A 22,818-nucleotide genomic window follows, 5' to 3' on the forward strand; every position below is an offset into this window, starting at 1 on the left:
GCCGGATGACTTTTTCAGTTGTAGTGGATAATGACAATCCTTATCATTTTCTTCCACAACTAGAAAACATTCAGACGATCATCCGAGGCCTTTCCCATGCCCCCATTCCCGATTCCGGCCGCCAGGCCAGCGCGGCTGCCGCTGGCGGTCCGCCATGCCCTGGGCCTGACGTTGCTGACCCTGCCCGTGGCCACCTTCGCCCAGGACGCGGCGGATGCCGCTGGTGATCCCGACACCATGGTCATCAGTGCCACGGCCCTGAAGGTCGCCACGCCGCTGGTCGAGACGCCGCGAGCCCTGTCGTCGGTCGACCGTGACGAGCTCGACGAACGCAACGTGCAGCGGCTGGACGAGTCGCTGCGCTACCGCTCCGGGGTCCTGTCGGGCCAGTACGGCGCCGATAACAACACCGACTGGTTCAAGATCCGGGGGTTCGATCAGGCCACCTATCAGGACGGTCTGCGGATCTACCGCACCGGTTACTACCAGTGGCTACCCGAACCCTACGGGCTGGAACGCGTCGACGTCTTCAAGGGGCCGGCGTCGATCCTCTATGGTGAAGCGCCCTCCGGCGGGCTGATCAACGCCGTCAGCAAGCGCCCCACCGCCGAGCGCCGCGGCGAGGTCGAGATTCAGGCCGGTAACCGCCACCATCGGCAATTCGCCTTCGATACCTCGGGGCCGGCCACCGAGAGCGGCGATGTGCGCTATCGCCTCGTGGGGCTCTACAAGGAGCGCGACGGCGATCTGGACGGCACCGATAACGAGCGCTACTACATCGCGCCGAGCCTCGAATGGGATATCTCCGATGACACCCGACTGACGGTGCTGACCAGTTTCCAGAAGGACGACGGCGTTCCCGTCAATCCGTTCAAGCTGGCCTACGGCACGCTGGAAGACACGCCCTTCGGCAAGGTCGACCCCCGGACCAACTACGGGGCGCCCGACTACGACAAGGACGAACACACCCAGACGGCGCTCGGCTACGAATTCGAGCACCGTTTCGATGACACCTGGCAATTCGAGCAGGACTTCCGCTACAGCCATCTGGACCTGGACCTGCGCAGCACCTACATGGACTTCGCCACCGGCGATGGCCGGACGGCATATCGCGGTCATCTGCAGCGCAAGGGCGATATCGATAGCTTCACCATCGATAACCGCATGGTCGGCAAGTGGTATACCGAGCGCACGGAGAACACCCTGCTGCTGGGGGTGGACTATCAGGACCTGAGCCTGGATGGCCAGGAGTTCGACGATTATGCCTACGACATCGTCGATATCTTCGACCCCCAGGGGGACATCGTCGCCGTTCCCGGCGATCGCTTGACGCGTCGCCAGATCGACAAGGATCAACTGGGTCTCTATGTGCAGGATCAACTGCGCATCGACGATCGCTGGGTGCTGCTGGGCGCCGTTCGCTACGATCATGCGGACGTGCGCAACGTGTCCGAACGCGAAGACACCACGGTCGACGAGACCCAGGCGGCGACCTCCTGGTCCGGCGGCGTGATGTATCTCGGCGCCAACGGCCTCAATCCCTATCTCAGCTATACCGAGTCCTTCCAGCCGGAGGCACAGACCAATACGGCCGGGGCGATCTTCGAGGAGATCAAGGGCAAACAGTGGGAGCTGGGCGTCAAGTACGCGCCGTCGACCTGGGATGGCTATGTGACGGCGGCGGTATTCGACATCGAAGAGTCGAACTCCTTCGCCACGACGCCGGCCGGCTACCAGACCCAGGAAGGGGAAAGGACCTCCACCGGCTTCGAAGTGGAGGGGGTGGGGTATCTCACCGATGCGCTCAAGCTGACGGCGGCCTATACCTACACGGATGCGCGTGACGAAGACGATGAGCGTGCCGGGCTGATCCCCCGCCATATGGCGTCCGCGTGGCTGGATTATGACTTCGAGGGCACCGCCCTGAACGGCCTGAAGATCGGCGCGGGCGTTCGCCATGTGGGCGAGTCGATCGATGGCACGTCGCGCGCCACGGTGCCCGACTACACCGTGAGCGACGCCATGGCCAGCTACGCGTTCAACCGCCACTGGACGGCCCAGGTCAATGTCAACAACGTGACCGACGAGGAGTACGTGGCCAGTTGCGACTACTGGTGCTACTACGGTGAGTCGCGCAGCGTGATCGGCAGCCTGAAGTACCGCTGGTAGCGGACCTCCAGTGACGCCATGACGGCAAAAAGCCCGGTTGATGACCGGGCTTTTGCGTGTCGGACGCTTTACCGAGACACCGGGGCGATCAGTTGTTGCCGCCCATGTTGTCCGCGGCGTCATCCGCGGCCTGCTGGGTTTTCTCGCCGGCCTTGTCGATTGCCTGACCGGCATCCATCAGCAGCTCGGAGGTCGCGGCCTTGGTGTTCTGCCAGGCGCTCTCGGCGGACTGCTTGGTGTTCTGCCAGGCTTTCGCGGTCGCCTGCTTGGTCTGATTCCACCAGTCGTTGGTGTACTCGGGCTGCTGGGTGATCTCCTGTTCGGTCAGGTCGACGTGCACCTTGTACTCGATGTTGTCGAGATCGTCGCCATTCTCGGTCTCGACGGTGAAATGGCCGGTCTGGATGACGTACTGCTTGGAGCCCATGTCGAGCAGGTTGCCGGTGTCGATCACCAGCGCCTGAACCTGCATGTTGTCGTCGAGCAGCACGTCCTCGACGTCGCCGATCTCCTCGGAGGGATTGTCCTTGCCGTAGACCTCGGCGTCGGTCAGCTCGTCGGCGGAGTAGAGGCCCTGCGGGGCCGCCGTGGCCGCGGTGGCCAGGGTCAGACCGCCGGCGAGCAGCGCGGTGAGAATCGCCTTGTCGAGGGGCTTGCGCATAGCCATATCGTTGCTCCTTGTGAAAATTCCGTTTCGTGGATGTCGCCTCGTGTCCTGAGGCGCCGATGCAGCGACCCGCGGTGCGGGAGAGGCGTCCCGGAAGCGGCCGGCCCTGGCCGCTTCCGGAATGGCGTAACGTTGCCTCACATTCTGCTACGTCGTCTTTCTCAACATAGGGGTTGGCGCAGATATTTCAACCGCTTGGCGACGATTCGTCGATGTGGGTGGTTCACAGCAACAGGCCCTGGGCGTCGAGCGCCGCGACACCGCCGAGTTCGATGGCCAGGTCGGCGACCCCGTCGCCGTTGACGTCGCCGTGCAGGGTGCCCTCGTCCAGGCGCAGTTCGCCGGCACGACCGGTGAATCCCGCCTCGTCGCGCCAGACGAAGGCCTGATCGCCGTCGCGGGTCAGGTCGGCATCGATGCCCGACAGGTCGATGACGTCGCCCTCGTCCAGGGAGAAGCCCTCGATGCGTGCCGGGGCTTCGGGACCGGCGGCCTGCAGCGTGCGGAACACGAAGGTGTCCGCGCCGTCACCACCGGTGTGCACGACGGGTCCGGAAGCCCCGCCCGAGGACACCTCGCCCTCGACATCCAGGTTGGCGAGCGGCGTCTTGTCCGCGTCATAGGTCTTGTAGGCGAAGCGCCAGGTCTCGCCGGGGGCCAGGCTCAGCGGCTGGTCGTCGCCGATCACGTAGTGGCCGGCCGCATCGTCGGCGACGATCTCGGCGTTCCACAGGCTGCTGAGGCCGGAAGGCAGGTCGAAGGCCAGGGTGACGTCGTCGAGGGTCGCCGCGGAGGTGTTCTCGACGAACACCTCGCCGACATAGCCGCTGCTCCATTCGCTCTTGATATGCGTGGTGATGCTCGTCACGGCGTCGGCATCCAGGGCGTCGCCCGGGTTGGCGTCGGTGGCGAAGAGGCCCTCCGTTTCCAGCGTGGCCGACCGGCCGTTGAGGGTCAGCGCCTCGGGCAGCAGGGATTCCGCGGCATAGGCCTTGAACGAGAAGGTGATGCTCTCGCCGGGCGCCATGACCGTGGTGGCGCCCTCGTAAGCGACGGTATAGCGGCCATCATCGGCGCTCACCAGGCTGGCGTTGTAAAGCTGATCCAGGTCGGTATCCAGGTCGAAGGCGATCGTCGGATCGACGAGGTCCTCGTCGCCATGGTTGGTCACCGTCACGCGCATGACGTAGCCGGTCGACCAGCGATGGACCGGGGTCAGTTCATAGCCGAGGGCGCCGGCATCGTCGCCATCCGCCGGCGGGGCCGGGATCTCGGTAGTGTCGTCGGGCGCCGGGGCGTCCAGCGGCGGCTCGACGGGAACATCGGGCGTGGCATCGGGGCCCGGTTGCTCGTCATGGACGGGCATGGGGGCGGGCTGGGCATCGCCGTCGCCGAGAATCGCTTCCGGGGAGGGCGTGACGAAGGCCTCGCCCTGGCGGACCTCGCCGGTACGCAGGTCGAGTACCTTGCCGTCGGCGAAGTAGGCCGCTTCCATGTCGATCAGCGTGTCGTCCGTGCCGGCGCCGTCCACGCGCCAGTGGCCCGCGGCATTGCGCTCGAGGGTGTAGGTCGCCAGGACCTCGCCGAAGAGCGCGATATCGAACCCCGCGCCGCCGTCGAGAAGGTTGTCGCCCCAGCCGTCGCCGCCGCGCAGGATGTCGTCACCGGCGCCGCCATGGAGGCGGTCGTCGCCCAGCCCGCCGTCCAGATAGACGCCGTCGTCGGAGCCGTGGATCACGTCGTCGCGCCGCGAGCCGATCAGGTAGTCGAAGGTGACCCGGTTGGTGGACATGTCGGTAATGGCGCCGAAGCTTTCACCGCCCGAGTTGGTCCACAGCGAGGTCGACATGCCGTCGTTGGCCTCGGTACGGATCGAGCGTTCGACGTGAACCGTGTTGTGGTGATCCTGCCCGCCGTGGAAGTTGATGTCTCGGTCGGTCGACGAGACGTGAACGTCGTTGCCGACCGAGGAGCGCCAGGAGGCGAACAGCACGCTGTGGCGCATGCCCGAGTCTTCCAGGTGGGTCAGGGTGCCGTCGTACATCTCGCGCAGTTCGTAGGCATAGCCGATGCCGCCGCTGCCCTTGTTGAAACTGCCGTGGGCGCCCAGTGCCTCGGCCTCGAGGTCGAGCGAACGGGCGAATTCGAAAGCGGTGCCCGGCCCGTTGATTACCTGGATGTCGTCGAGGCGGGCATCGGTCGTGGCGTCGAACCTGACGGCCTGGTAATCCTTGAAATCCGACAGGGTGTTGGCGAACTTGCCCGGGTCGGGCTCGCCCAGTTCATAGCCGATCGAGAAGCCCGACAGGGATACCTTGTCGAGGGCATCCACCTTCTCGATCCTGGCCTCGCCGCCCGCGAAGGTGAAGTGAACGCCACGGTCCAGGGTGACCTGATCGCCGTCGACGGCCACGACCTTCGCCATGCTGGTGCGCAGCGGGGCGTTGTACTTCTGCCAGGAGTCGTCGCCGATCTCGGCGAAGTACTCGGCGGTGTTGTCCTGCCAGAGACGCACCGTGTCGCCGACGGTCAGGCCGTGATCGGCGGCGAGATCGAGGGTCCGGCTGCCCTCGACGGCATCGCTTTCCAGTTGGCCGGCGAAGCGGGTGTTGCCGCCCGCGACGAGAATGCCGGTGTCGGCATCGTTGTCGAGCGCCTCGTCGGTGAAGACGATGCGGGTCGCGTCGGAGCCGGCACCGGCCAGGGTGATGTCGGAACGCGAGACGGTGATCGAATCGTCGAAGCGATAGGTTCCCGCGCCCAGATGGATAGTGGCACCCTCCGGCGCCTGGTCGATCAGCGCCTGCAACTGCGCGGCGGTGATGTCGGCATCGACCGTGATGTCGTCGGCGAGGGTATCGCCGCCCCCCGAGATCAGATCGCCGATGGCATCGATGAGATCGCCGATGTCCGAGAAGAGGCCGCCGTCGTCCTCCGAAGTCGGTTCCTCGACCGGCTCGGGGCGGGCGACCGCGTCATCGTCGGTGGCGGTCAGCGCATGACCGTTGAGGGTGAATCCGTCGGGTCGTTGCGGAGCATCGCTGGCGACCTTGAACTTGAAGCGAACCGTATCCCCCGGCGCGATGGTGCTGTCGCTGCCGGTTTCACCGATCAGGTAGCGATCGGCATCGTGCGAGGCGATCGAGGCGCTCCAGATATCGGTGATGGTGCCGGGCAGATCGAAGCCCAGGCGGTAATCCTCGATGGGGCTGTCGCCGTTGTTGGTGACGAAGATTTCCATGACGGCGCCAGTGCTCCACTGACTGTGGGTCTTTACGTCGATCGATGCATTCATGATGACCACCTGAAGAAGACATGACTCACCTGGCATCGCTCGCACCGCAAGGGGCGGGCAATGTCCTCGCTTGGGTTATCGAGAGGCGCTACCGCAAGAGGCCGGAGACGGCGAAGAGAGAGCGGCAGAGGGGCAGTCAGTCGCCCAGTGGAACTTCCATGGAATGCATACCTCGCAACCGAAAAAGACTATCGGCGTTCATTAGAGAAGCTTTAATGAAGAAAATTATCCCTATTTGTCAACTTGTAGGGATTTGTCAGTCACGGGTAACCGGCAGGGGCGTTAGAACGCCTTTCACAACCGGTAGACGAAGTAGGCTTCTCCGGTGGCAGGGCGTCGCGAGGGCGCTGTAAACCCCTCCCTGGGCGCTACCTTTGCCATCCATGGCAAAGGACCCTCGCTTTGCCCTGCCCCCGGCGCCCATCATCAGAGGATTTGGAAATGCGTTCTTGGTCGCGTGGGAGGGAAAGGCGGCAGCGAGATGGTGGGAGCCTCGGGTTGGTACGAACAGTCGGCGAGCGCAGGCAGCTTTCGGGCAACGCTAGAGCTTTCGCAGCCCCCACAGGAAATACGCCCCACCCACCAGCGAGGCGACCAGCCCGGCGGGAATCTCCTGGGGGAACAGCCACTGGCGCCCCAGCCAGTCGGCGACGACCATCAGCAGGGCACCGACCAGCGCCGCGCCGAGCAGGTGGTCGCGGGCCCGCGAGAAGCCCAGCAGACGCGCCAGGTGGGGGGCCAGCAGGCCGACGAACGACAACGGGCCGACCACCAGGGTGGCGCAGGCGGTGAGCAGGGCGACCAGCCCCAGCAGCGCCAGCCGGGCGCGGCCGACCGGCAGGCCCAGTGCCTGGGCGGTGGAGGCCCCCAGCGGCAGCAGGTCCAGCCAGCGGGCGAAGGGCGCCGTCGCGGCGGCGAGAAGCAGCGCCAGGACGACCACGGCGAGCGCGGAACCCGGGCCGACGTAGTAGGTCGAGCCCGACATCCAGGCGATCACCTGCTGACCGCGCGGGTCGCCGCCGGCCAGGACGAAGCTGCGCACGGCCTCGAACAGGGCGGTGACGGCGACGCCGGTGAGCAGCAGCGGCTCGGGCCGAAAGCCGTGGCGGCGGTTGAGCGCCAGCAGTATCAGCAGGGTGACCAGTGCCGCCAGGGTGCCCACCGCGAGCAGGCCGAGCGGGCCCATCGGCGGCAGCAGGTAGATCGCCAGGATCAGTCCGATCGCGGTGCCGCCGCTGATGCCCAGGACCTCGGGGCTGGCCATGGGGTTGCCGGTCAGCCGCTGGATCAGCGTGCCGGCCAGCGCCAGCAGCACCCCGGCGCCCGCGGCGGCGAGGACCCGGGGCGCGCGCCAGGCCAGGGCCGGCGCCTCGCCGGGCAGGCTGAATTGCCAGCCGTCGGCACCCTGGCCGAGGCACAGCGCGACGGCGGCGGCGAGCAGCAGCGCCACGCCGAGCAGCCCCGCCCGGCGAACGGGCGCGGAATGACGCCGCACGGGGGCGCCGGTCGAGACCGCCGGACGCTGCCCGCTCAGGCGCAGGCGCGGCAGCAGCCACAGCAACAGCGGGGCGCCCAGCGCGGCGGTGGTCGCGCCGGTGGGGATCAGGGTCGGCAGCGTGCCGGAGACTCTTTGCAGCAGCAGGTCGGTGGCGGTGAGCAGCAAGGCGCCCAACAGCGTCGCCCACAGCAGCCGCGCGCCGAGGCGGCGTGCCCCGAGCAGGCGCACGATGGCCGGCGCGGCCAGGCCGATGAAGCCGACCACGCCGAGCACGCTGACCACACAGCCGGTGACGAACACCGCCAGGCCCAGCCCGGCCAGGCGCAACTGCTTGAGCGAGACACCCAGGCTCCTGGCGTTGGCATCGTCGAGTTCGAGCAGGCTCAGCGGGCGCAGCAGGGCGGCGGCCAGGGCGGCGGCGATCGCCAGTCGCGGCAGTAGATAGACCACGCCGTTCCAGTCGGTCTGCGCCAGCGAACCGGCGCCCCAGATCATCAGCCCCTTGAGGGCCTCCTGGTGGAACAGCAGCAGCACCATGGCCAGCGCGCCGCAGTAGAGATTGACCACCAGCCCGGCGAGCACCACCACCATTGGCGCCAGGCCGCGTCGCCAGGCCAGCGCGAACACCAGCCCCATGGCCAGTCCGCCGCCGGCGAGCGCCACCCATTCGCGGCCGCCGACGAGCAACCCCGGGGCCAGCAGCGTGGCGGCGAGCAGGGCCAGGTTGGCGCCGCTGGCCACGCCCAGGGTGGTGGGCGCGGCCAGCGGGTTGCGCAGCACCTGCTGCATCAATACCCCGGCCAGTGCCAGCCCGCCGCCGCCGAGCAGCGCCATGGCGAGCCGCGGCCACCAGCTGAAATGGGCGACCCACTGGGCCTCCTGGCCGGCTTGCGGGGCGACGAGCCCCTGCCAGGCGGCGTCCAGGCCGATCCCGTCGTGCAGCGTCAGGCCGGCCAGCGCCAGGGTCAGCAGGGCGAGCAGCAGGCAGGCGCGGGCGGGCGTCAGCCGGGGGTGGAGTGGCGAGCGGGCGGCGATCGCTTTCATGAGTCGCGGCTCCGTGATGCCTCGAGCGCCGCGGCGAGCTGTTCGGCGAAACGCTCGGCCGAGGGCAGGCCGCCGAAGCTCCACACCGGCGGCAGGTGCAACACCCGACCCTCCCGGACCGCGGCGAGGTGCTGCCAGAGGCCGTTATCGGCCAGCGACTGCTCGACCCCCACCGGCAGAGGATCGACGACGACCAGTTGGGCGTCGATGCCGGCGAGCGCCTCCAGCCCGACCAGCGAGAACCCCCAGGCGTTGGTGGTGCCTTGCCAGGCGTTGTCGAGGCCGAGGCGCTCGGCGACCGCCTGATAGAGCGAATGCTCGCCGAACACCCGCACGTGGCGGGCGTCCATGAACTGCACCATGAGCAGCGGCCTTTCCCCCTCGGGCAGCCGCTCGCGCAGATCGGCGATGCGTGCCTCGGTGGTCGCGATCAGCCGTTCGGCGGCCTCGGGTCTGCCGCCGAGCCGGGCCAGCTTGCGGGTGGCCGCCAGCAGGTCGGGCCATAGCGCGTCGCTGCCGGCGTAGAGGCTCACCGTGGTGACCGGGGCGATGTGCGAGAGGCGTGGCTCAAGGCTGGCGAACATCGGCGAGATCAGGATGCGGTCGGGGTCGAGATCGACGAGCAGCTCCAGGTTGGGCTGAACGCGCAGGCCCAGATCGACCACCGTGTCGGGCAGTGACGGCTCGGCGACCCAATCGCGGTAGGCCGCCGTCTGGGCGACCCCCAGTGGCGGCATGCCGAGTGCCGTCAGCGTTTCGGCGATGGTCCAGTCGAGGGTCATCAGGCGCGGCGCGGCGGTCGCCGGCCCCGCCAGCAGGAGCGTCAGGACCATGAGCCCGATAAACCACCGGCAGTGATCCCATGAACGTCGTGGTCGGGGCGGCGAGGAGCGGCAAGCGGGACGGCCGACGGGCAGGCCGGGCCCACGGATAAGCGCGTTGACCATCAATTCAGCACGGCGATCGGATGATCCCCGCCGGGGTGCGTCATCACGTGCATGGGGATGCCGTAGATCGCTTCCAGGGTGGTGTCGCGCATCAGGGTGTCGGGCGCGCCTTCGGCAAGCAGCCGCCCGCTGTGCAGTGCCACCAGGTGGTCGCAGTAGCGCGCCGCCATGTTGACGTCGTGGAGCACCACGATCACCCCCAGGTTCAGCTCGTGACAGAGCCGGCGGATCAGTGCCAGCACTTCCACCTGATGGGCGATGTCGAGCGCCGCCAGCGGCTCGTCGAGCAGCAGGAAGCGGCTTTCCTGGGCGAGCAGCATGGCCAGCCACACGCGCTGGCGCTCGCCGCCGGAGAGGGTGTCCACCAGACGGTCGGCGAAGGCCTGGGTATGGGTGAGTTCGATGGCGCGCTCGACCTGTTGGCGGTCGGCGTCACTGGTGCGGCCGAGCAGGCCCTGCCAGGGGTAACGCCCGAAGCCTACCAGTTCACGGCCGGTCAGCGCCTCGGCGCCGGGCAACTGCTGTGGCAGGTAGGCGACCTGGCGGGCGAATTCGCGATTGCCCCAGGCGTCCAGCGGCCGACCGTCGAACTGGATATCGCCATCGCTCGGCGCCTGCTGGCGCGCCAGCAGCTTGAGCAGCGTCGACTTGCCGGAACCGTTGTGGCCGATCAGGCCATAGACACGACCTTCCTGAAAGGTCAGGTCGGTCGGCTCGAGCAAGCGTTTGCCGTTGACCGAGAAACTGGCGGCGTTGACGTCGAACATGGCGGTATTCCCCGCGGGGCTGGCAGGTCGAGACGCAATCCTAATAGAAATACGAATGCGTATCAAAAAGTACCGAATCCGAACGTCCGGCCCGCGGGGTGGGCCGGACGGCATCGGTGGGGGCTCAAGCCATTCCTAGAAGCGATAGCTCAAGGTAGCGCGCACATTGCGCTCGGCACCGAAGTAGCAGTATTCCAGCGAGTTGCACGAGGCGATGTATTCCTCGTCGAGCAGGTTGCCGACGTTGAGACGCGCCTTGACGCCCTGGAGACCGACCTGGCTCAGGTCGTAACCCAGCGTGGCGTCGACCAGGGTGTAGTCGGGGACCTGCTCGGTATTGGCGCGGTCGGCCTGGATGTCGGCGTAGTAGCGCACCCCGAGCCCGGCATCCAGGCCGTCGAGCGCACCCTGGTCGAAGCGGTAGTTGCCCCACACGCTGGCCTGGTGGCGCGGCGCGTAGATCGCCTGATTGCCTTGCTCGCCCGGCACGTCGCTCCTGGCGTAGCTGATGTCGGTGTAGCTGTAGCCCGCTTGCAGGCGGAAGTTGTCGGTGACGTGGGTGCGGGCCTGGAGCTCGACGCCCCGGGACTCGATCTCGCCCACGGAGCGATACGGATCGGTGGGCTGCTCCTTGGTCGCGACGTTTTCCTGGTCGATGCGGAACAGGGCGATGCTGTAGCGGTCCCGGGTGCCGGGGGGCTGGTACTTCATCCCGGTCTCCCACTGCTCGCCCTCCATGGGCTCCAGCAGGTCGCCGTCGGCGTCGACGAAGCTGGTCGGCGTGAAGGCAGTGTTGTAGCTCAGGTAGGGGGCGACGCCGTTGTCGAACAGGTAGAGCACTCCGGCACGGCCGCTGAACTGGGTATCGTCCAGGGTACTGTCGTTGCCGGTGAGGTGATCGGTGTTCTCGATGTCGACCCAGTCATAGCGACCGCCCAGGGTGAGGCGCCACCGATCGATCGCCATCTGGTCCTGCAGGTAGACACCGGTCTGGGTCAGCGCGTGGCGTTCGTCGTTGGTGACGCCGATCTCCCCGATCGGCTCGGCGCCGTGGTGGGGGGCGAACGGGTCGATGGACGGAAAGGAACCCGAGGTCCACACCACGTCGTTCTTGCGGTGCTGGTAATCCAGGCCGGCCAGCACGGTATGCTCGATGCCGCCGCCGTGGAAGTCGGCTTCCAGCTGGTTGTCCACCGTCCAGGCCTGCAGCGATTCGCGGCCGCCGGAGTAGTAGCGTCTCAGCTCGTTCGACTCGCCGATCCAGCCGTACTGGTAGACCTGATTCAGTTCCACGTCGGCATTCAGGTAACGCAGTTTCTGACGCGCGGTCAGGCTGTCATTGAAGCGATGCTCGAGGTCGTAGCCGACCATGCGCTGGTAGCGCTCGAAGGTGTCGTAGTCGTCCTCGCCGTCGAAGAAGGTGTTGTCGATCTTGCGACCGTTGTGGGAGACCGCCGAGCCCTCGTAGGGCACGCCGGAGTGATAGCCGCCCTCCGGGTCCTTCTGCAGGTAGGCCATCAGGGTCAGGCTGGTATCGTCGGTGGCGTCCCAGGTGATCGAGGGCGCGATGGCGTAGCGCTTTTCCTCGATGGGGCCGAACTGGGTGTCGGCCCGGCTGGCCTGGCCGACCAGTCGGTAGGCCACCCGGCGTTCGTCGTCGAGCGGGCCCGAGACATCGAAGCCGGCGCTGCGCTGGGCGTTGTCGCCGATCGAGAAGCGCAGCTCGCGGTGGTCCTCGAACAGCGGCTTCTTGCTGGTCAGCGCGACCAGGCCGCCGGGCGAGGAGCGGCCGTAGAGCACCGAGGCCGGTCCCTTGACGATCTCGACGTTCTCCAGGAAGTAGGGATCGATCACCATCGAGCTGTAGCCGTTGGCGTCGCCCATCACCTTCAGGCCATCGAGGTAGGTATTGCTCAGGCTGCCGTCCGAGAAGCCGCGCATCACCAGGTAGTCGTAGCGGTTGGAGGCACCGACCTGGTTGGTGTAGACCCCGGGGGTGTACTGCGTCGCCTCGCGCAGCGTGCGCACGCCGCGTTCGTCCATTTCCTCGCGACCGACGTTGGACACCGATTGCGGCGTCTCGAGTGCCGGGGTCTCGGTCTTGGTCGCCGCCTGGCCGGTGACGGTGACGGTATCGAGCGTCGCGGCATCGCCGTCGGGGGATTGCGCGGCGGCGGTGAGCGGCAGCAGCGATGCACCGAGCAGCCAGGCGGTGGTCGGTCGGCGGAAGCGATGGCCCTGCATGAAGACTCCTTGTGTCGGATACCGGTTATTCTGTTATTGAGAATTATTCACTGTTGAGATCCGCTTCGCCTATGTCGGGCGCCGGAACGGCTATGCCGGATGCCGGTATCGGCTGGACACGGGAGCTTTCGGGAATGCCGGGTGTCGCGGGGCGACATCATGGGGCTTCGGGGACGTGGGGATTCAGCGGATCTCGCTGGGCGAGACCCCATAGCGCTGGCGGAAGGCGGTGGCGAAGTTGGTGGCGTGACGGTAACCGACCTGAAGGGCGACCTGCTGGACGCTCAGACCCGCGCGCAGCTGGCGGTGGGCCAGTGCCAGGCGGCATTCGCGCAGGTAAGCGAAGACCGAGCGGCCATAGGCCAGGCGAAACTTCTCGCGGAGGGTGCTGGGGCTCATGCAGGCCAGTTCGGCCAGCGAGGCCAGGGAGTGCGGCTGGCCCGGCTGGGCCTCGAGCCGTTGGCGCACGCGATCGAGCAGGCGCCGATCGCGCCAGGGCAGGGGGGCCGGCGATTCAGCGGCTAGCGGCCACTGGGCGACGCCGCAGGCGAGCAGTTGCAGGGCGAGGCCTTCCGTCAGCAGCGCCCCGGCGTCGCCCAAGGGCGGGGCGTCGAGCCAGTCGTCCAGCGAACGATGCAGCCCGGCGGGAATCGACAGCCGCCACATGCCGGTCGTCGGCGCCTCGAACGGTGCCCTGGCCAGCGCCGCCAGGCGCGGGTCGCCGGCGAGCGCGTCCGCCGTGAGCGTCAGGTTGACGGCGCGCACCCGACGCTGGGCGACGTGCCGGGCACGCAGCGCCTGGTCACGGCCGTAGGCCAGCACCAGCCCGTCGCCGGCACTGAGCGCTTGGCGGTGTTCATCCAGGGCCAGCTCGGCCCGACCTTCCAGCATCACGATGATCGACAGGTGCGCCGGCGCGTCCCGCCGGGCATGGGTCTCGTAGGTGCGATGCACGACCAGGTCGGAGCCGACCAGTTGGCAGCCGCGCCCGGGGCGATGCTCGTCGACCCGGCCCTCGGCGATCGTCAGTTCGTCGCCGCACCGATCGCCCGGCGGGACGGGAAAGCGATGCGTCAGGTGATAACGCCGCTCGTAGGCGGTGAAATCGGCAATCGTCAGCCGCCGGGGCGTGGGTGTCGCGGCGTGAGTGGCGGTCGCGGGGGATGACATGGGCTCGACGATCTCCTGTCGCCATGGCCGTGCCGCGCCATCGGCGGGCGCGCACGTCTCGGGACACGGGAATGGTCTGAGAATGATAATCGTTTGTTGGAGGGGCGCCAATAGCGCCACCGCTCGTGCCATGCTCGCCGGCAGGGACGCGGCGTCAGGCGGGGATGGCGATCAGGCTCAGCAGGTGATCGCCGAGCCGGCCGACCTGCCCGGTCAGGTACGTTCCCGCCGGCCAGTCCGGCGAGAGTGAGGCGAGCAGTTCCAGCGTCGCCGTGGTCATCGCCTCGTCACTCGCCACGAGGCGGGCATCCTGGAAGTAGAAACGCACGCCCACCAGCGGAAACAGCGCCTTGAACAGGCTTTCCTTGAGCGAGAAGACCTGGGTGACGAAGGTGCCACGATCCGCCGGGTCCATGGCGGTCAATCGCTCCCTTTCCCCGGGGGTGAGGATCTGCGCGGCCAGCCGCTCGGCCCGCTCGGGATTCATGGGCAGTTCGGCGTCCAGGCCGAGGCCGCGCCAGGCAGAGCGACTGGCGACGATGCTGGCGGCCAGGTCGCCGCTGTGGGTGATCGAACCGACCACGCCCGCCGGCCACGAGGGTGCCCGGCTGGGCGTGCTGCCGGGGACCGTGGCACGCCCGGTCAGCCGGTGCAGCGCGGTGTGGGCGCACAGCCGCCCGGCGAGGTATTCCAGTTGGCGCTTGGGAGCCGCGTCACGCACGCTGTCGGGTGGCTCGACCGGCCCGCCGGCCCAGGGCTCGGGCATGAAGCGCTCGCGCTGAAAGCGCAACCCCATCCAGTGGGCCCCCACGAGCGGCTGCGGCCATGGCCAGTCGGGTAGCCAGGGCCCGCAGCAACCGGGCAGGGGCGTGTTGGTGTCGGCCATGCGCGTCGTCAGCGGTCGACCAGGGTGGCGTCGAGGCGGATCGGCACCTCGTCGCCGATCTGCTCGTAACCCAGCAACATCAGGACCGAACGCGCATTCTGGTCGCTCATCAGCGCCTGGCCGTCGAGCACCACCCGCTGCGCGTTCTCGACGTGGATGGTGTCCGCCGATTCGCGGGTGAAGCGCACCTCCAGCGGCTCCTGACGGTTCCCCTTGTCGCTCTGCACGCGCAGCATCAGGGTCTCGGTCAGCGATTCCCCCACGCCCAGCGCATCGAGCCGCGCCGGCGGAAACTGCGTGACCACAGTGGCCAGCGGGGTGTCCGCCAGGCCCGAGAGCCAGGTGGGCAACTGACCCAGCTTGTCCATCACGTCGGTCTGGTTGAGGCGCAGCGGCAGGCGCAGGGTGCCGTCGCCGCTCAGGTCGCCCTGCAGACGGCGGACACGGTGAGTATGCGGCACCGGCCCGCTGGGGGTTATCTCGACGATGGTGGCGGTGACCTGGGACTGATCCGGTGCCAGTTGCCAGGCCGCCTGGGCGGGCAGCGCGGCCAGCAGCAGGCCGGCCAATCCGGCCGCCGCCAGGCAGCGGCGTGAAAGCGCAGAACGCGCGTGAGCGAAGCGGACATCCATGCCGATTCCTCCCTGGAAGGGTACGCAGCGAGAATACCAGCCGGCTGCTGGTCTCAGCCATTGGCATTCGCTATCATACCGCCCGCGTTGCACGGGCCTATAGCTCAGCGGTTAGAGCAGGGGACTCATAATCCCTTGGTCGCAGGTTCAAATCCTGCTGGGCCCACCATTAAAATCAGCATCTTACGAGTTTGGCTTGGTGAGTCCCATAGTCCAAGGGTACAGTTTCGGTACAGTGCCGATCCTTCAGCCCCCTGGAGATTTTCATGGCCACCATCGTCAAGACCCCCTCTGGTAGCTGGAAGGCCGTCATCCGCAAGACCGGCTGGCCCACCACCGCCAAGACCTTCCGCACCAAGCGAGACGCCCAGGATTGGGCACGCCGCACCGAAGATGAAATGGTGCGTGGCGTCTATATCCAGCGCAGCGCCTCGGAGCGCATGACGCTCGAAGCAGCCCTCAAGCGCTACCTCACGGACGTTAGCCCTACCAAGAAGCCCAGCACCCAAAAGAGCGAACGCCACAAGGCCAACACGCTGATTGAGCACCTGGGCAAGTACTCCCTCGCGGCCCTGACGCCGGAACTGATCGCCAACTACCGCGACACGCGGCTTAACAGCATTGGCCATCGGGGCCAACCGATCAGCGCCAATACCGTGCGCCTGGAGCTCGCCCTGCTCGGCCATCTCTACACCGTGGCCATCCAGGAATGGGGCCTCGGCCTGACCTACAACCCGGTCCAGAACATTCGCAAGCCCAGCCCCGGGGAGGGGCGTGACCGGCGCCTGAGCCCCGACGAGGAGAAGCGCCTGTTCGCCGTGCTCCGGCAGCACAGCAACCCGATGCTGGCCTGGATCGCCAGAATCGCTCTGGAGACGGGCATGCGCTCTTCGGAGATCCTGACCCTCACTCGCTCCCAGGTTGACGTAAAACGCCGCGTGGTGCGTCTCACCGACACCAAAAACAACGAAGCCCGCCTGGTACCACTGACCCAGGCCGCCACAGAGGTGTTCAAGCAGGCGCTGAACAACCCAGTACGACCGTTCGACTGCGAGCTGGTGTTCTTCGGTGAGCCTGGCAGGGATGGAAAGCGCGGCCCCTATGCGTACACCAAGCTCTGGAACCAGGCAAAGAAGCAGGCCAGGCTCGATGACTTTCGCTTTCATGACCTACGTCATGAAGCCGTCAGCCGGCTGGTGGAGGCGGGGCTATCCGATCAGGAGGTCGCCGCGATCAGTGGGCACAAGTCAATGCAGATGCTGAGGCGGTATACGCACCTTAGAACGCATTTCCAAACCCCGATGATGATGGGCGTCGGGGGCAAGGCGAAGCGAGGGTCCTTTGCCATGGATGGCAAAGGTAGCGCCCAGGGATGGGTGTACAGCGCCCTCGCAACGGTCCGACGCCTCGGGCCTTGCCACCGAGGAAGCCCATCCCATCCACCGGTTCTGAAAGAAGCTCTTAGGGCGGAAGATTTAGTTGAGAAGCTGGATAGACTGAGTGAAATATAATATGTATGACATAATATGGAGTAGTTTGATGTGGCCGTTCTCAATCCAAGGCAGCCGCTAAGTGCAGAAAAAAATCGACTATTAGCTGTCACTTATTGGCGCCTATAGGAATAGAAAGATTTAAAAATCGTGTGGTACGGCCATGTGTTAAACCTGTAAGAAAGACTTGTTGACCTGCTGAAATTATCGGACCTGCTTTCAGCAGGAGCCATGCTGGGTCTTTCTTGCGATGTATACGGAAATATTTTTTAACGCAATTGCCTACAACACAAAAAAGCTTGGAGCATAGTGAAATGCCACTGGTTACACGAAACGTTTTCATTGATACAGAATTTTTTGTAAAGGCCAATTTGGATTTCCATTCAAGGACGATTAAGTCTTTTGAGGATCTGTGCAGTGATAACGAGCTAAATCACATGATGAGCACAATTGTCGTTAGCGAGGTCAAGAGAAAAATTAGTGATCATATCAAGGATGTATTGAAAGGAATCAATAATTTTAGGCGCAAAGCCGCTGTGCTGAAAGGGTATGACGAAGAAAGTATTAAGAGTCTATTCGTAGAGATCAATGAGGTCGATTTAGAGGAGAAAGCATTAGCAGCGTTTGATGATTTCATTGACGCATCGAGCGCCTCAGTTATTGATATGAGCAAAGTCAATGGTGACGAAATTATCAATATGTTTTTTAACCAGCAAACTCCATTCAGCGCAAAAAAACCGAATGAATTTCGTGATGCATTTTCGCTTCTCGCTATTCGCTCTGCATTAAGGGGGCAGGAAAAGGTTTATGTTGTTTCTGCCGATCCAGATCACAAGGCATTTTGCGAAAAGAATGAGAGTTTTGTTAGCGTCGATACGCTGAGTGAGCTTCTAGATATTTACAACAAGCATAATAATCAAAGGTCACAATTTGTAGAAGAGTTCTTGCTCCACAAGAAGGAAGATATTAAGAAGACAATCAAAGAGCAATTAGAGCAAGCGGAAGCTTATAATTTTTCTACATGGGAGGATGCGGAGCTTGATTCTTTTGAAGTGATTGAAGTCGAAGATTTTGAGCCTCAAATAATCCATCTGGACGACGAAAGTTGCCAGATCATATTCGACGTCAGTGTGAAGCTTCATGCGGATGTGAGTGGGCCGGACTATGTAAATGGCTTCTATGACAAAGAAGAGGGTGTCATCCATACATTTGATACTACTTCGCGTCAGGAGGAAGAAGAGAAAAGTTTTTCAGTGGAGTTGGATCTTTCTTTTGAGGCTGATGTTGAAGAATTCATCAATGACGAATTCGAATTGCACATTCAAGGCATCGGCGGAGGGATCGAGTTTTCAGTTGAAGAGATTCCTTGGGAAGATCCACGGATGTGAGAATTGGCGGTCTCAATGAGCAAGTGCGTCAGATGTTGCACTTGCTCATTGAGACTGCCCTTATTCAGTAATGTATTCTGTATCGTATTTCGTATTGTAAAGAATATGAAATGAGTAGCAAAAGGCTCAAGGGTACTCCACTTGCGAGCCAAGCCACGAGATGATTAAGGGAGATAGAGTAATAAGAATAATAATCATATTATTATTCTTATTATGCAGGCTTTCGGAAGCCTGGAATCCGGCTCTGTGAGATTTGCTTCGGATTGTGTTTTTTTGTTAATCACTTGATTGGTATATTTTTTATCAAGCCTGTTTGCATCCTGGTTGATCAAAGTGATATATCTTAAAAATCAAAGTGTAGCATATTGACTGATAATTGTAGCTTGCTGATTTGAGCTGTTTTTTGAATTGGTTAGTATTGCTTTCATCAATGTATGATTGATGAGGGCTAGCTATGACTGTAGATGATTACCTTGTTGGCCGGTTTGGCCTTCTGATGAGCATATCTGACCTGGCGGACCTGCTTGATCGCTCTCCAGATGGCGTGCGTGTATCCCTATATAGTGATACTGAGGTTTCAAGAAAGCTAAAGCCCACGATGGTGAAGGTAGGGCGTCGTGTCTATTTCCGGACGCTCCAAGTAAAAGACGCTCTGGATTTGGAGCCTTCTGAATATGGCGCGTGTTAGTCCCTCGGTAGTACAGAATATCCTGGGTAGGGTAGTTGCTTATCATGCCGCATTCACGCTCCTTCCCGGCGTTTCAGTTCCTGGTGCAGTCTTCCTTAGCCAAGCATTTTACTGGACACGTAACACCAAGGCGGAGGAAAGAGGCGGGTGGTTTTATAAAAATCAGCGTGGCAGAGATAGTTGGGAGTCAGAAACAGGACTTTCTCCAAAGCAGCAGGCTAATGCTAGGAAAGCGCTAGTGGAAATTGGTGTATTGGAAGAGGAAAGGAGAGGTGTACCTGCAAAAATGTGGTATCGGGTGAACTGCGAGCGCTTGCTTGAGCTTCTGGCGGAGCGATTCGACGACGAGCCTTCTGGAAGTGATTGTAATTCCCAGTTTTTCCCTTTGGTCGATTCTACTATCCCTTCTGGCAAATCTGGTGATCAGTATGGTCAAACCTTGATTCGACCAAAGGGCAAATCTATTACAGAGAATACAACACAGAGTACATCAAGAAATAAAAGCGAGGCGGCCAAGGCCAAGAGCCATCCTAGGCCCGAATCAAAATTAACGCGGGCATAGATGGCTGAGTTATTGGGCCAGCAAAGAGCAGACCTCATAGCCAGAAACTACGGCAGCAACAAAGTTGGAGTTCCTGCAGTAGAAGAAATGCGCAGAACCCTTCGCACATGGAATCCAAGCGGCGCGGAACGGGGGTGATGGCCCCGACCGCGCCTAACCACGACTGCCTGCATAGGAGGCATACATGGCTAACAGACAGGGAATCACACCCGTCTTCACCGACAGTGGCCTGTCACGGCTGTACCGATCACACGCTGTCGAACAGCACGCCATCCAGAGTGAGATTCAAACTCTGGTGATCATCGCCGGTTACGCTTGCGACTTCCTCACCGAAGGGTTGGAAGCCCTTCCCGAAGACTTCTTCACCTGTATCGAGGAGATGAAAGAGGTGATGGAGTCCATCGACCTGAAAAGTCTAGATTTTGAAAAACGGTCGCTCGCGCTCCAGAGAACAAAGCGGCGACTGGAGGCCAAGGCGACCCGCCAGAATCGTCAAAAGGAGGTTTGATTATGAGCATCACAATTTCGTGCGCACGAAAAATCGCTGGTGTCGCTCTCGCGGCCACCGTCGGTCTTTCGCAGCCAGCCATGGCGGGCGGGATTCCCGTGATCGACGTGTCGAGCCTGACTCAGCAGATTTTGCAGGTCCAGCACATGCTTAACCAAATCGAGCAACTGAAAAGCCAGCTCGAAACGGCCAACAAGGAGCTGGACAGCATGAGCGGGGTTCGCGGCCTGGGCAACGTCATCGACTCGGCCTATGACACCGCCGTGAACGTCGATCCTAACCAGGTGCTGAGTGACGCCGGCATCAGAGGTGCGAACGAACATGGCCTGACCGGCGACGTGGCGGACCTGTACGACAGCGGCAACCAGAACACGGCGACCTGGCTTGGCCAGTCCCAAAAGTCCCTGGAGCAAGCGCAGGAGCGTTTCAGCGAGCTGACGGGCTTGGTGGCTGAGGTCAACAACAGCCCGGACCAGAAAGACATTCTGGACCTTCAGGCCCGTATCGGCGCCGAACAAGTCATGCTGCAAAATGAGATGGCCAAACTGTCCATGTTCCGTTCGCAGGCCGAGGCCAACCAGGCGCTTCACGCTCAGCGGGTTCAGCAGATGCGTGTCGCTTCATCAGGAGAACCTTTCGAGCTTGATTGGTAAGGAGGCTTTATGAGTACCAGGAAAATTTCGTGCGCACGAAATATCGCCGTTGTGGTTCTGGTCAGCGTTGCGCAGTCCGGGTGCTTTGATGACACCCCGGATACTGGCCCGGTGCAGACCGTGGACTGGTACAAAACGCATGACGACGAGCGCAAGGTGACACTGGAGACGTGTGGCAACAACCCTGGCGAACTCCAGGAGGCGCCGAATTGCATTAATGCACTCCAGGCGGAGCGGGCACTGTCTAGCGGTGAGTCCTTCGAGCTCGACCTGTCTAGCCTCAAAAGCGAGGAGGACTCATGAACCTGTTTGAAGGCATGTTCTCCGTGGTTGATCAGGCACTGGACCAGTACATCGTCAACACGGCTACTGACCTCATCGCTTACATCACTCCAATGTTTACCAGCATGTTGATCGTCTGGATTGCCATCTGGGGCTATTTAATGATGTTTGGCAAAGTCAGTGAGCCCTTGCAGGAGGGTGTTTTTCGCATCCTTCGCATCGGCTTCATCATGACAATGGGACTGACGGTCGGTACCTATATGGGCGTCGTGGTGGACGTGCTAGCTCACGGCCCGGAAAAGGTAGCAGTAGTCATCACGGGGTCCAATGGAGGTGCCGCGGCCATTTTGGACAGCCTGTTTTCCCGCGTTCTCGCCGTAGCTGATCAGGCCTGGGATAAAGCGGGAGTCATGAGTGGTGATTTCGGCATGTATTTAGTGGCAATTCTGATCATGGTGTTTGGTGGTGGTGTTGCCATCGTAGTGGCTTTTCTCCTGCTGGCCAGCAAGGTGGCAACGACAGTGCTGTTGGTGATTGGTCCGCTCTTTATCATCGGCCTGCTGTTTAACAGCACCCAACGCTTTTTCGAGAGCTGGCTGGGCATGGTGATTAATTTCGGCATGCTGCTGGTTTTGGGTTCCGCCATTGGACGCATGGTCATCGATGTCAGCGAAGCGTTCATGAACATCGTGGAATCCTCGGCAGGCAGCATGGCCAGTATGACCACAAGCGCCTATCTGATTGCTTTTTTTGCTCTTGGCATCTTCGTGCTTAAGCAGGTGCCGGCCATTGCTTCTGCATTGGGCGGTGGTGTGGCATTGGCAACTCAGGGCGCTCTGGGCTCTGCTATGTCCGCGATGCGTCCCTCAGCCATCCGCCGTCAGTATCGCGGCGTTCAACGTGATGCACGCTTAGCAGGCAGTGCGGCAACCTCTCCTTACCGTGGCGCAAAGTCTGCCTATCGTGCCTACCAGAAGCGTTTCGGTGCTGGCAACACGATGACAGGAGGATAAGTCATGAATACCAATATCAAGTGGTTAGATACCTGGCGCGTCCGCGTGGCGCGGGTAAAGCGTGGGGTGGGGCTGGTCATCTCGGGTCTGTTACTGGTGGTGGGTATCCTGTTGTCTGTGGCGTTGCTCCCTGAACTGCCTGGTTTGGTCAGCGTCGCTCTTACTGGCGATGGCGAGGCTGCTCGTACCCTGTTTGTCTGCGTGGCCGGTATTGCCGTGTGTGTTCTCCAGTGGCTATGGCGCGCAACGATATATCCCGAGCTTCGGCGTGATCCATCTCAGAAGGAGACCTTATGAGCTACCGGCGCTTGACACCCGAAGAGATCGAAGACCTGCGAGCTGAGATGCGTGCCTCTGGGCAGTGGATGAAAGCTGAGCTGGCCAAGCGTCGCCGGGAGCATGGAGAGACGGAAGCGGTTGAGACAAGTGCCTCCCCTATTACTAATGGCGAAGCCTCCCGATCAGCCCCTGGCGACGAGCAGGTTTGAGACAGGTCCATGCGTATTACTAATGGCGAAGCCTAACGCATATCCCTGTGGTTGCTAGCCTCGCCCGAGGAGCCACCATTTTTCTTACGTACGTACGTACGTACGTACGTACGAAAGGAAAGTCTGGGTTTAGAGCGCCTTTCAAAACCTGCCTTGAAGCTTGTTCAGACAGACCAAGGAACAGCCCAACAGCGTAAAGGCATAATGGATATCGACTCGCCGCTCATAGCGCGTGGTAAGTCGCCTCATCCGGCTCAGCCACGCAAAGGTTCGTTCGACAACCCAGCGATGGCAGCCGAGTCGCTGACTATCCTCGACACCTCGACGAGCAATACGGGGCTGAATGCCCCGTCGCTGACAGGCTCGGCGGCAACGGCGATGATCGTACGCCTTGTCCGCATGGAGTTTGCCGGGACGCCGGCGAGGC

Annotated in this window: 19 protein-coding genes and 1 tRNA gene; 10 read left to right on the forward strand and 10 right to left on the reverse strand. The window is 62.7% G+C overall.

All coding sequences use genetic code 11. The annotated features are described in order from the left end of the window. The first annotated feature begins 96 nt into the window (after positions 1–96). Positions 97–2,169 carry a TonB-dependent siderophore receptor gene (locus D0901_RS10600; RefSeq protein ID WP_129140278.1) on the forward strand — a complete coding sequence of 691 codons (2,073 nt, stop codon included), beginning with the start codon at positions 97–99 and terminating at the stop codon, positions 2,167–2,169. Between the two features lie 88 nt (positions 2,170–2,257). Here the strand turns inward: D0901_RS10600 and D0901_RS10605 are convergent, their stop codons facing one another. From D0901_RS10605 to D0901_RS10645, 9 genes are all read right to left on the reverse strand, one after another. Beyond that, positions 2,258–2,836, reverse strand: coding sequence for a PRC-barrel domain-containing protein (locus tag D0901_RS10605; protein ID WP_129140279.1), 579 nt, complete (start codon positions 2,834–2,836; stop codon positions 2,258–2,260). Positions 2,837–3,059: 223 nt separating this feature from the next. Continuing rightward, the gene (locus tag D0901_RS10610; RefSeq protein WP_129140280.1) at positions 3,060–6,131 is read right to left on the reverse strand and encodes a cellulose binding domain-containing protein; all 3,072 of its coding nucleotides are present in this window, start codon (positions 6,129–6,131) and stop codon (positions 3,060–3,062) included. 541 nt (positions 6,132–6,672) lie between these two features. Then, positions 6,673–8,673 (reverse strand): Fe(3+)-hydroxamate ABC transporter permease FhuB, encoded by a 2,001-nt coding sequence (gene fhuB, locus D0901_RS10615; protein ID WP_129140281.1) that lies wholly within the window; start codon positions 8,671–8,673, stop codon positions 6,673–6,675. Then, positions 8,670–9,506: an ABC transporter substrate-binding protein gene (locus tag D0901_RS10620; protein ID WP_129140282.1), complete on the reverse strand. Its 837-nt coding sequence runs from the start codon at positions 9,504–9,506 to the stop codon at positions 8,670–8,672. Before D0901_RS10620 ends, fhuB begins: the two co-directional genes overlap by 4 nt. Positions 9,507–9,619: 113 nt before the next feature. Then, positions 9,620–10,387, reverse strand: coding sequence for an ATP-binding cassette domain-containing protein (locus D0901_RS10625; RefSeq protein ID WP_129140283.1), 768 nt, complete (start codon positions 10,385–10,387; stop codon positions 9,620–9,622). A gap of 135 nt (positions 10,388–10,522) precedes the next feature. Beyond that, positions 10,523–12,631, reverse strand: a complete 2,109-nt coding sequence (locus tag D0901_RS10630) for a TonB-dependent siderophore receptor (RefSeq protein WP_129140284.1) — start codon at positions 12,629–12,631, stop codon at positions 10,523–10,525. A 183-nt stretch (positions 12,632–12,814) separates the two neighbouring features. Next, a complete protein-coding gene (locus D0901_RS10635; RefSeq protein WP_129140285.1) occupies positions 12,815–13,801 on the reverse strand; it encodes a helix-turn-helix transcriptional regulator in 987 nt (328 codons plus the stop codon). Between the two features lie 154 nt (positions 13,802–13,955). Next, positions 13,956–14,687 (reverse strand): 4'-phosphopantetheinyl transferase family protein, encoded by a 732-nt coding sequence (locus D0901_RS10640; protein ID WP_129140286.1) that lies wholly within the window; start codon positions 14,685–14,687, stop codon positions 13,956–13,958. A gap of 8 nt (positions 14,688–14,695) precedes the next feature. Beyond that, positions 14,696–15,319 (reverse strand): hypothetical protein, encoded by a 624-nt coding sequence (locus D0901_RS10645; protein WP_233440396.1) that lies wholly within the window; start codon positions 15,317–15,319, stop codon positions 14,696–14,698. 93 nt (positions 15,320–15,412) lie between these two features. Between D0901_RS10645 and D0901_RS10650 the strand changes: the two genes are divergently transcribed. From D0901_RS10650 to D0901_RS10695, 9 genes are all read left to right on the forward strand, one after another. Continuing rightward, positions 15,413–15,488, forward strand: a tRNA-Ile gene (locus D0901_RS10650). 97 nt (positions 15,489–15,585) lie between these two features. Continuing rightward, positions 15,586–16,830 (forward strand): site-specific integrase, encoded by a 1,245-nt coding sequence (locus tag D0901_RS10655; protein ID WP_233440397.1) that lies wholly within the window; start codon positions 15,586–15,588, stop codon positions 16,828–16,830. A 293-nt stretch (positions 16,831–17,123) separates the two neighbouring features. After that, positions 17,124–18,197 carry a PIN domain-containing protein gene (locus tag D0901_RS10660; RefSeq protein ID WP_129140287.1) on the forward strand — a complete coding sequence of 358 codons (1,074 nt, stop codon included), beginning with the start codon at positions 17,124–17,126 and terminating at the stop codon, positions 18,195–18,197. A gap of 674 nt (positions 18,198–18,871) precedes the next feature. Next, entirely contained in the window at positions 18,872–19,447 is a 576-nt protein-coding gene (locus tag D0901_RS10670; protein WP_129140289.1) for a hypothetical protein, read from the forward strand. Positions 19,448–19,631: 184 nt separating this feature from the next. Further along, the gene (locus D0901_RS10675; RefSeq protein WP_129140290.1) at positions 19,632–19,955 is read left to right on the forward strand and encodes a hypothetical protein; all 324 of its coding nucleotides are present in this window, start codon (positions 19,632–19,634) and stop codon (positions 19,953–19,955) included. A gap of 2 nt (positions 19,956–19,957) precedes the next feature. Next, complete coding sequence (locus tag D0901_RS10680) at positions 19,958–20,608, forward strand: TrbJ/VirB5 family protein (RefSeq protein ID WP_129140291.1); 651 nt, start codon at positions 19,958–19,960, stop codon at positions 20,606–20,608. A gap of 9 nt (positions 20,609–20,617) precedes the next feature. Beyond that, on the forward strand, positions 20,618–20,911 hold the full coding sequence (locus D0901_RS10685) for an EexN family lipoprotein (protein ID WP_129140292.1): 294 nt from the start codon (positions 20,618–20,620) through the stop codon (positions 20,909–20,911). Then, positions 20,908–21,903, forward strand: coding sequence for a TrbL/VirB6 family protein (locus D0901_RS10690; RefSeq protein ID WP_129140293.1), 996 nt, complete (start codon positions 20,908–20,910; stop codon positions 21,901–21,903). The genes D0901_RS10685 and D0901_RS10690 overlap by 4 nt, the downstream gene beginning before the upstream one ends. Before the next feature lie 3 nt (positions 21,904–21,906). Continuing rightward, positions 21,907–22,200, forward strand: a complete 294-nt coding sequence (locus D0901_RS10695) for a hypothetical protein (protein WP_129140294.1) — start codon at positions 21,907–21,909, stop codon at positions 22,198–22,200. 332 nt (positions 22,201–22,532) lie between these two features. Here the strand turns inward: D0901_RS10695 and D0901_RS10705 are convergent. Next, the coding region (locus D0901_RS10705) for a transposase (RefSeq protein WP_162500855.1) at positions 22,533–22,818 on the reverse strand (286 nt) is incomplete at its 5' end.

Source organism: Modicisalibacter coralii (assembly GCF_004117855.1).
Taxonomy (GTDB): domain Bacteria; phylum Pseudomonadota; class Gammaproteobacteria; order Pseudomonadales; family Halomonadaceae; genus Modicisalibacter; species Modicisalibacter coralii.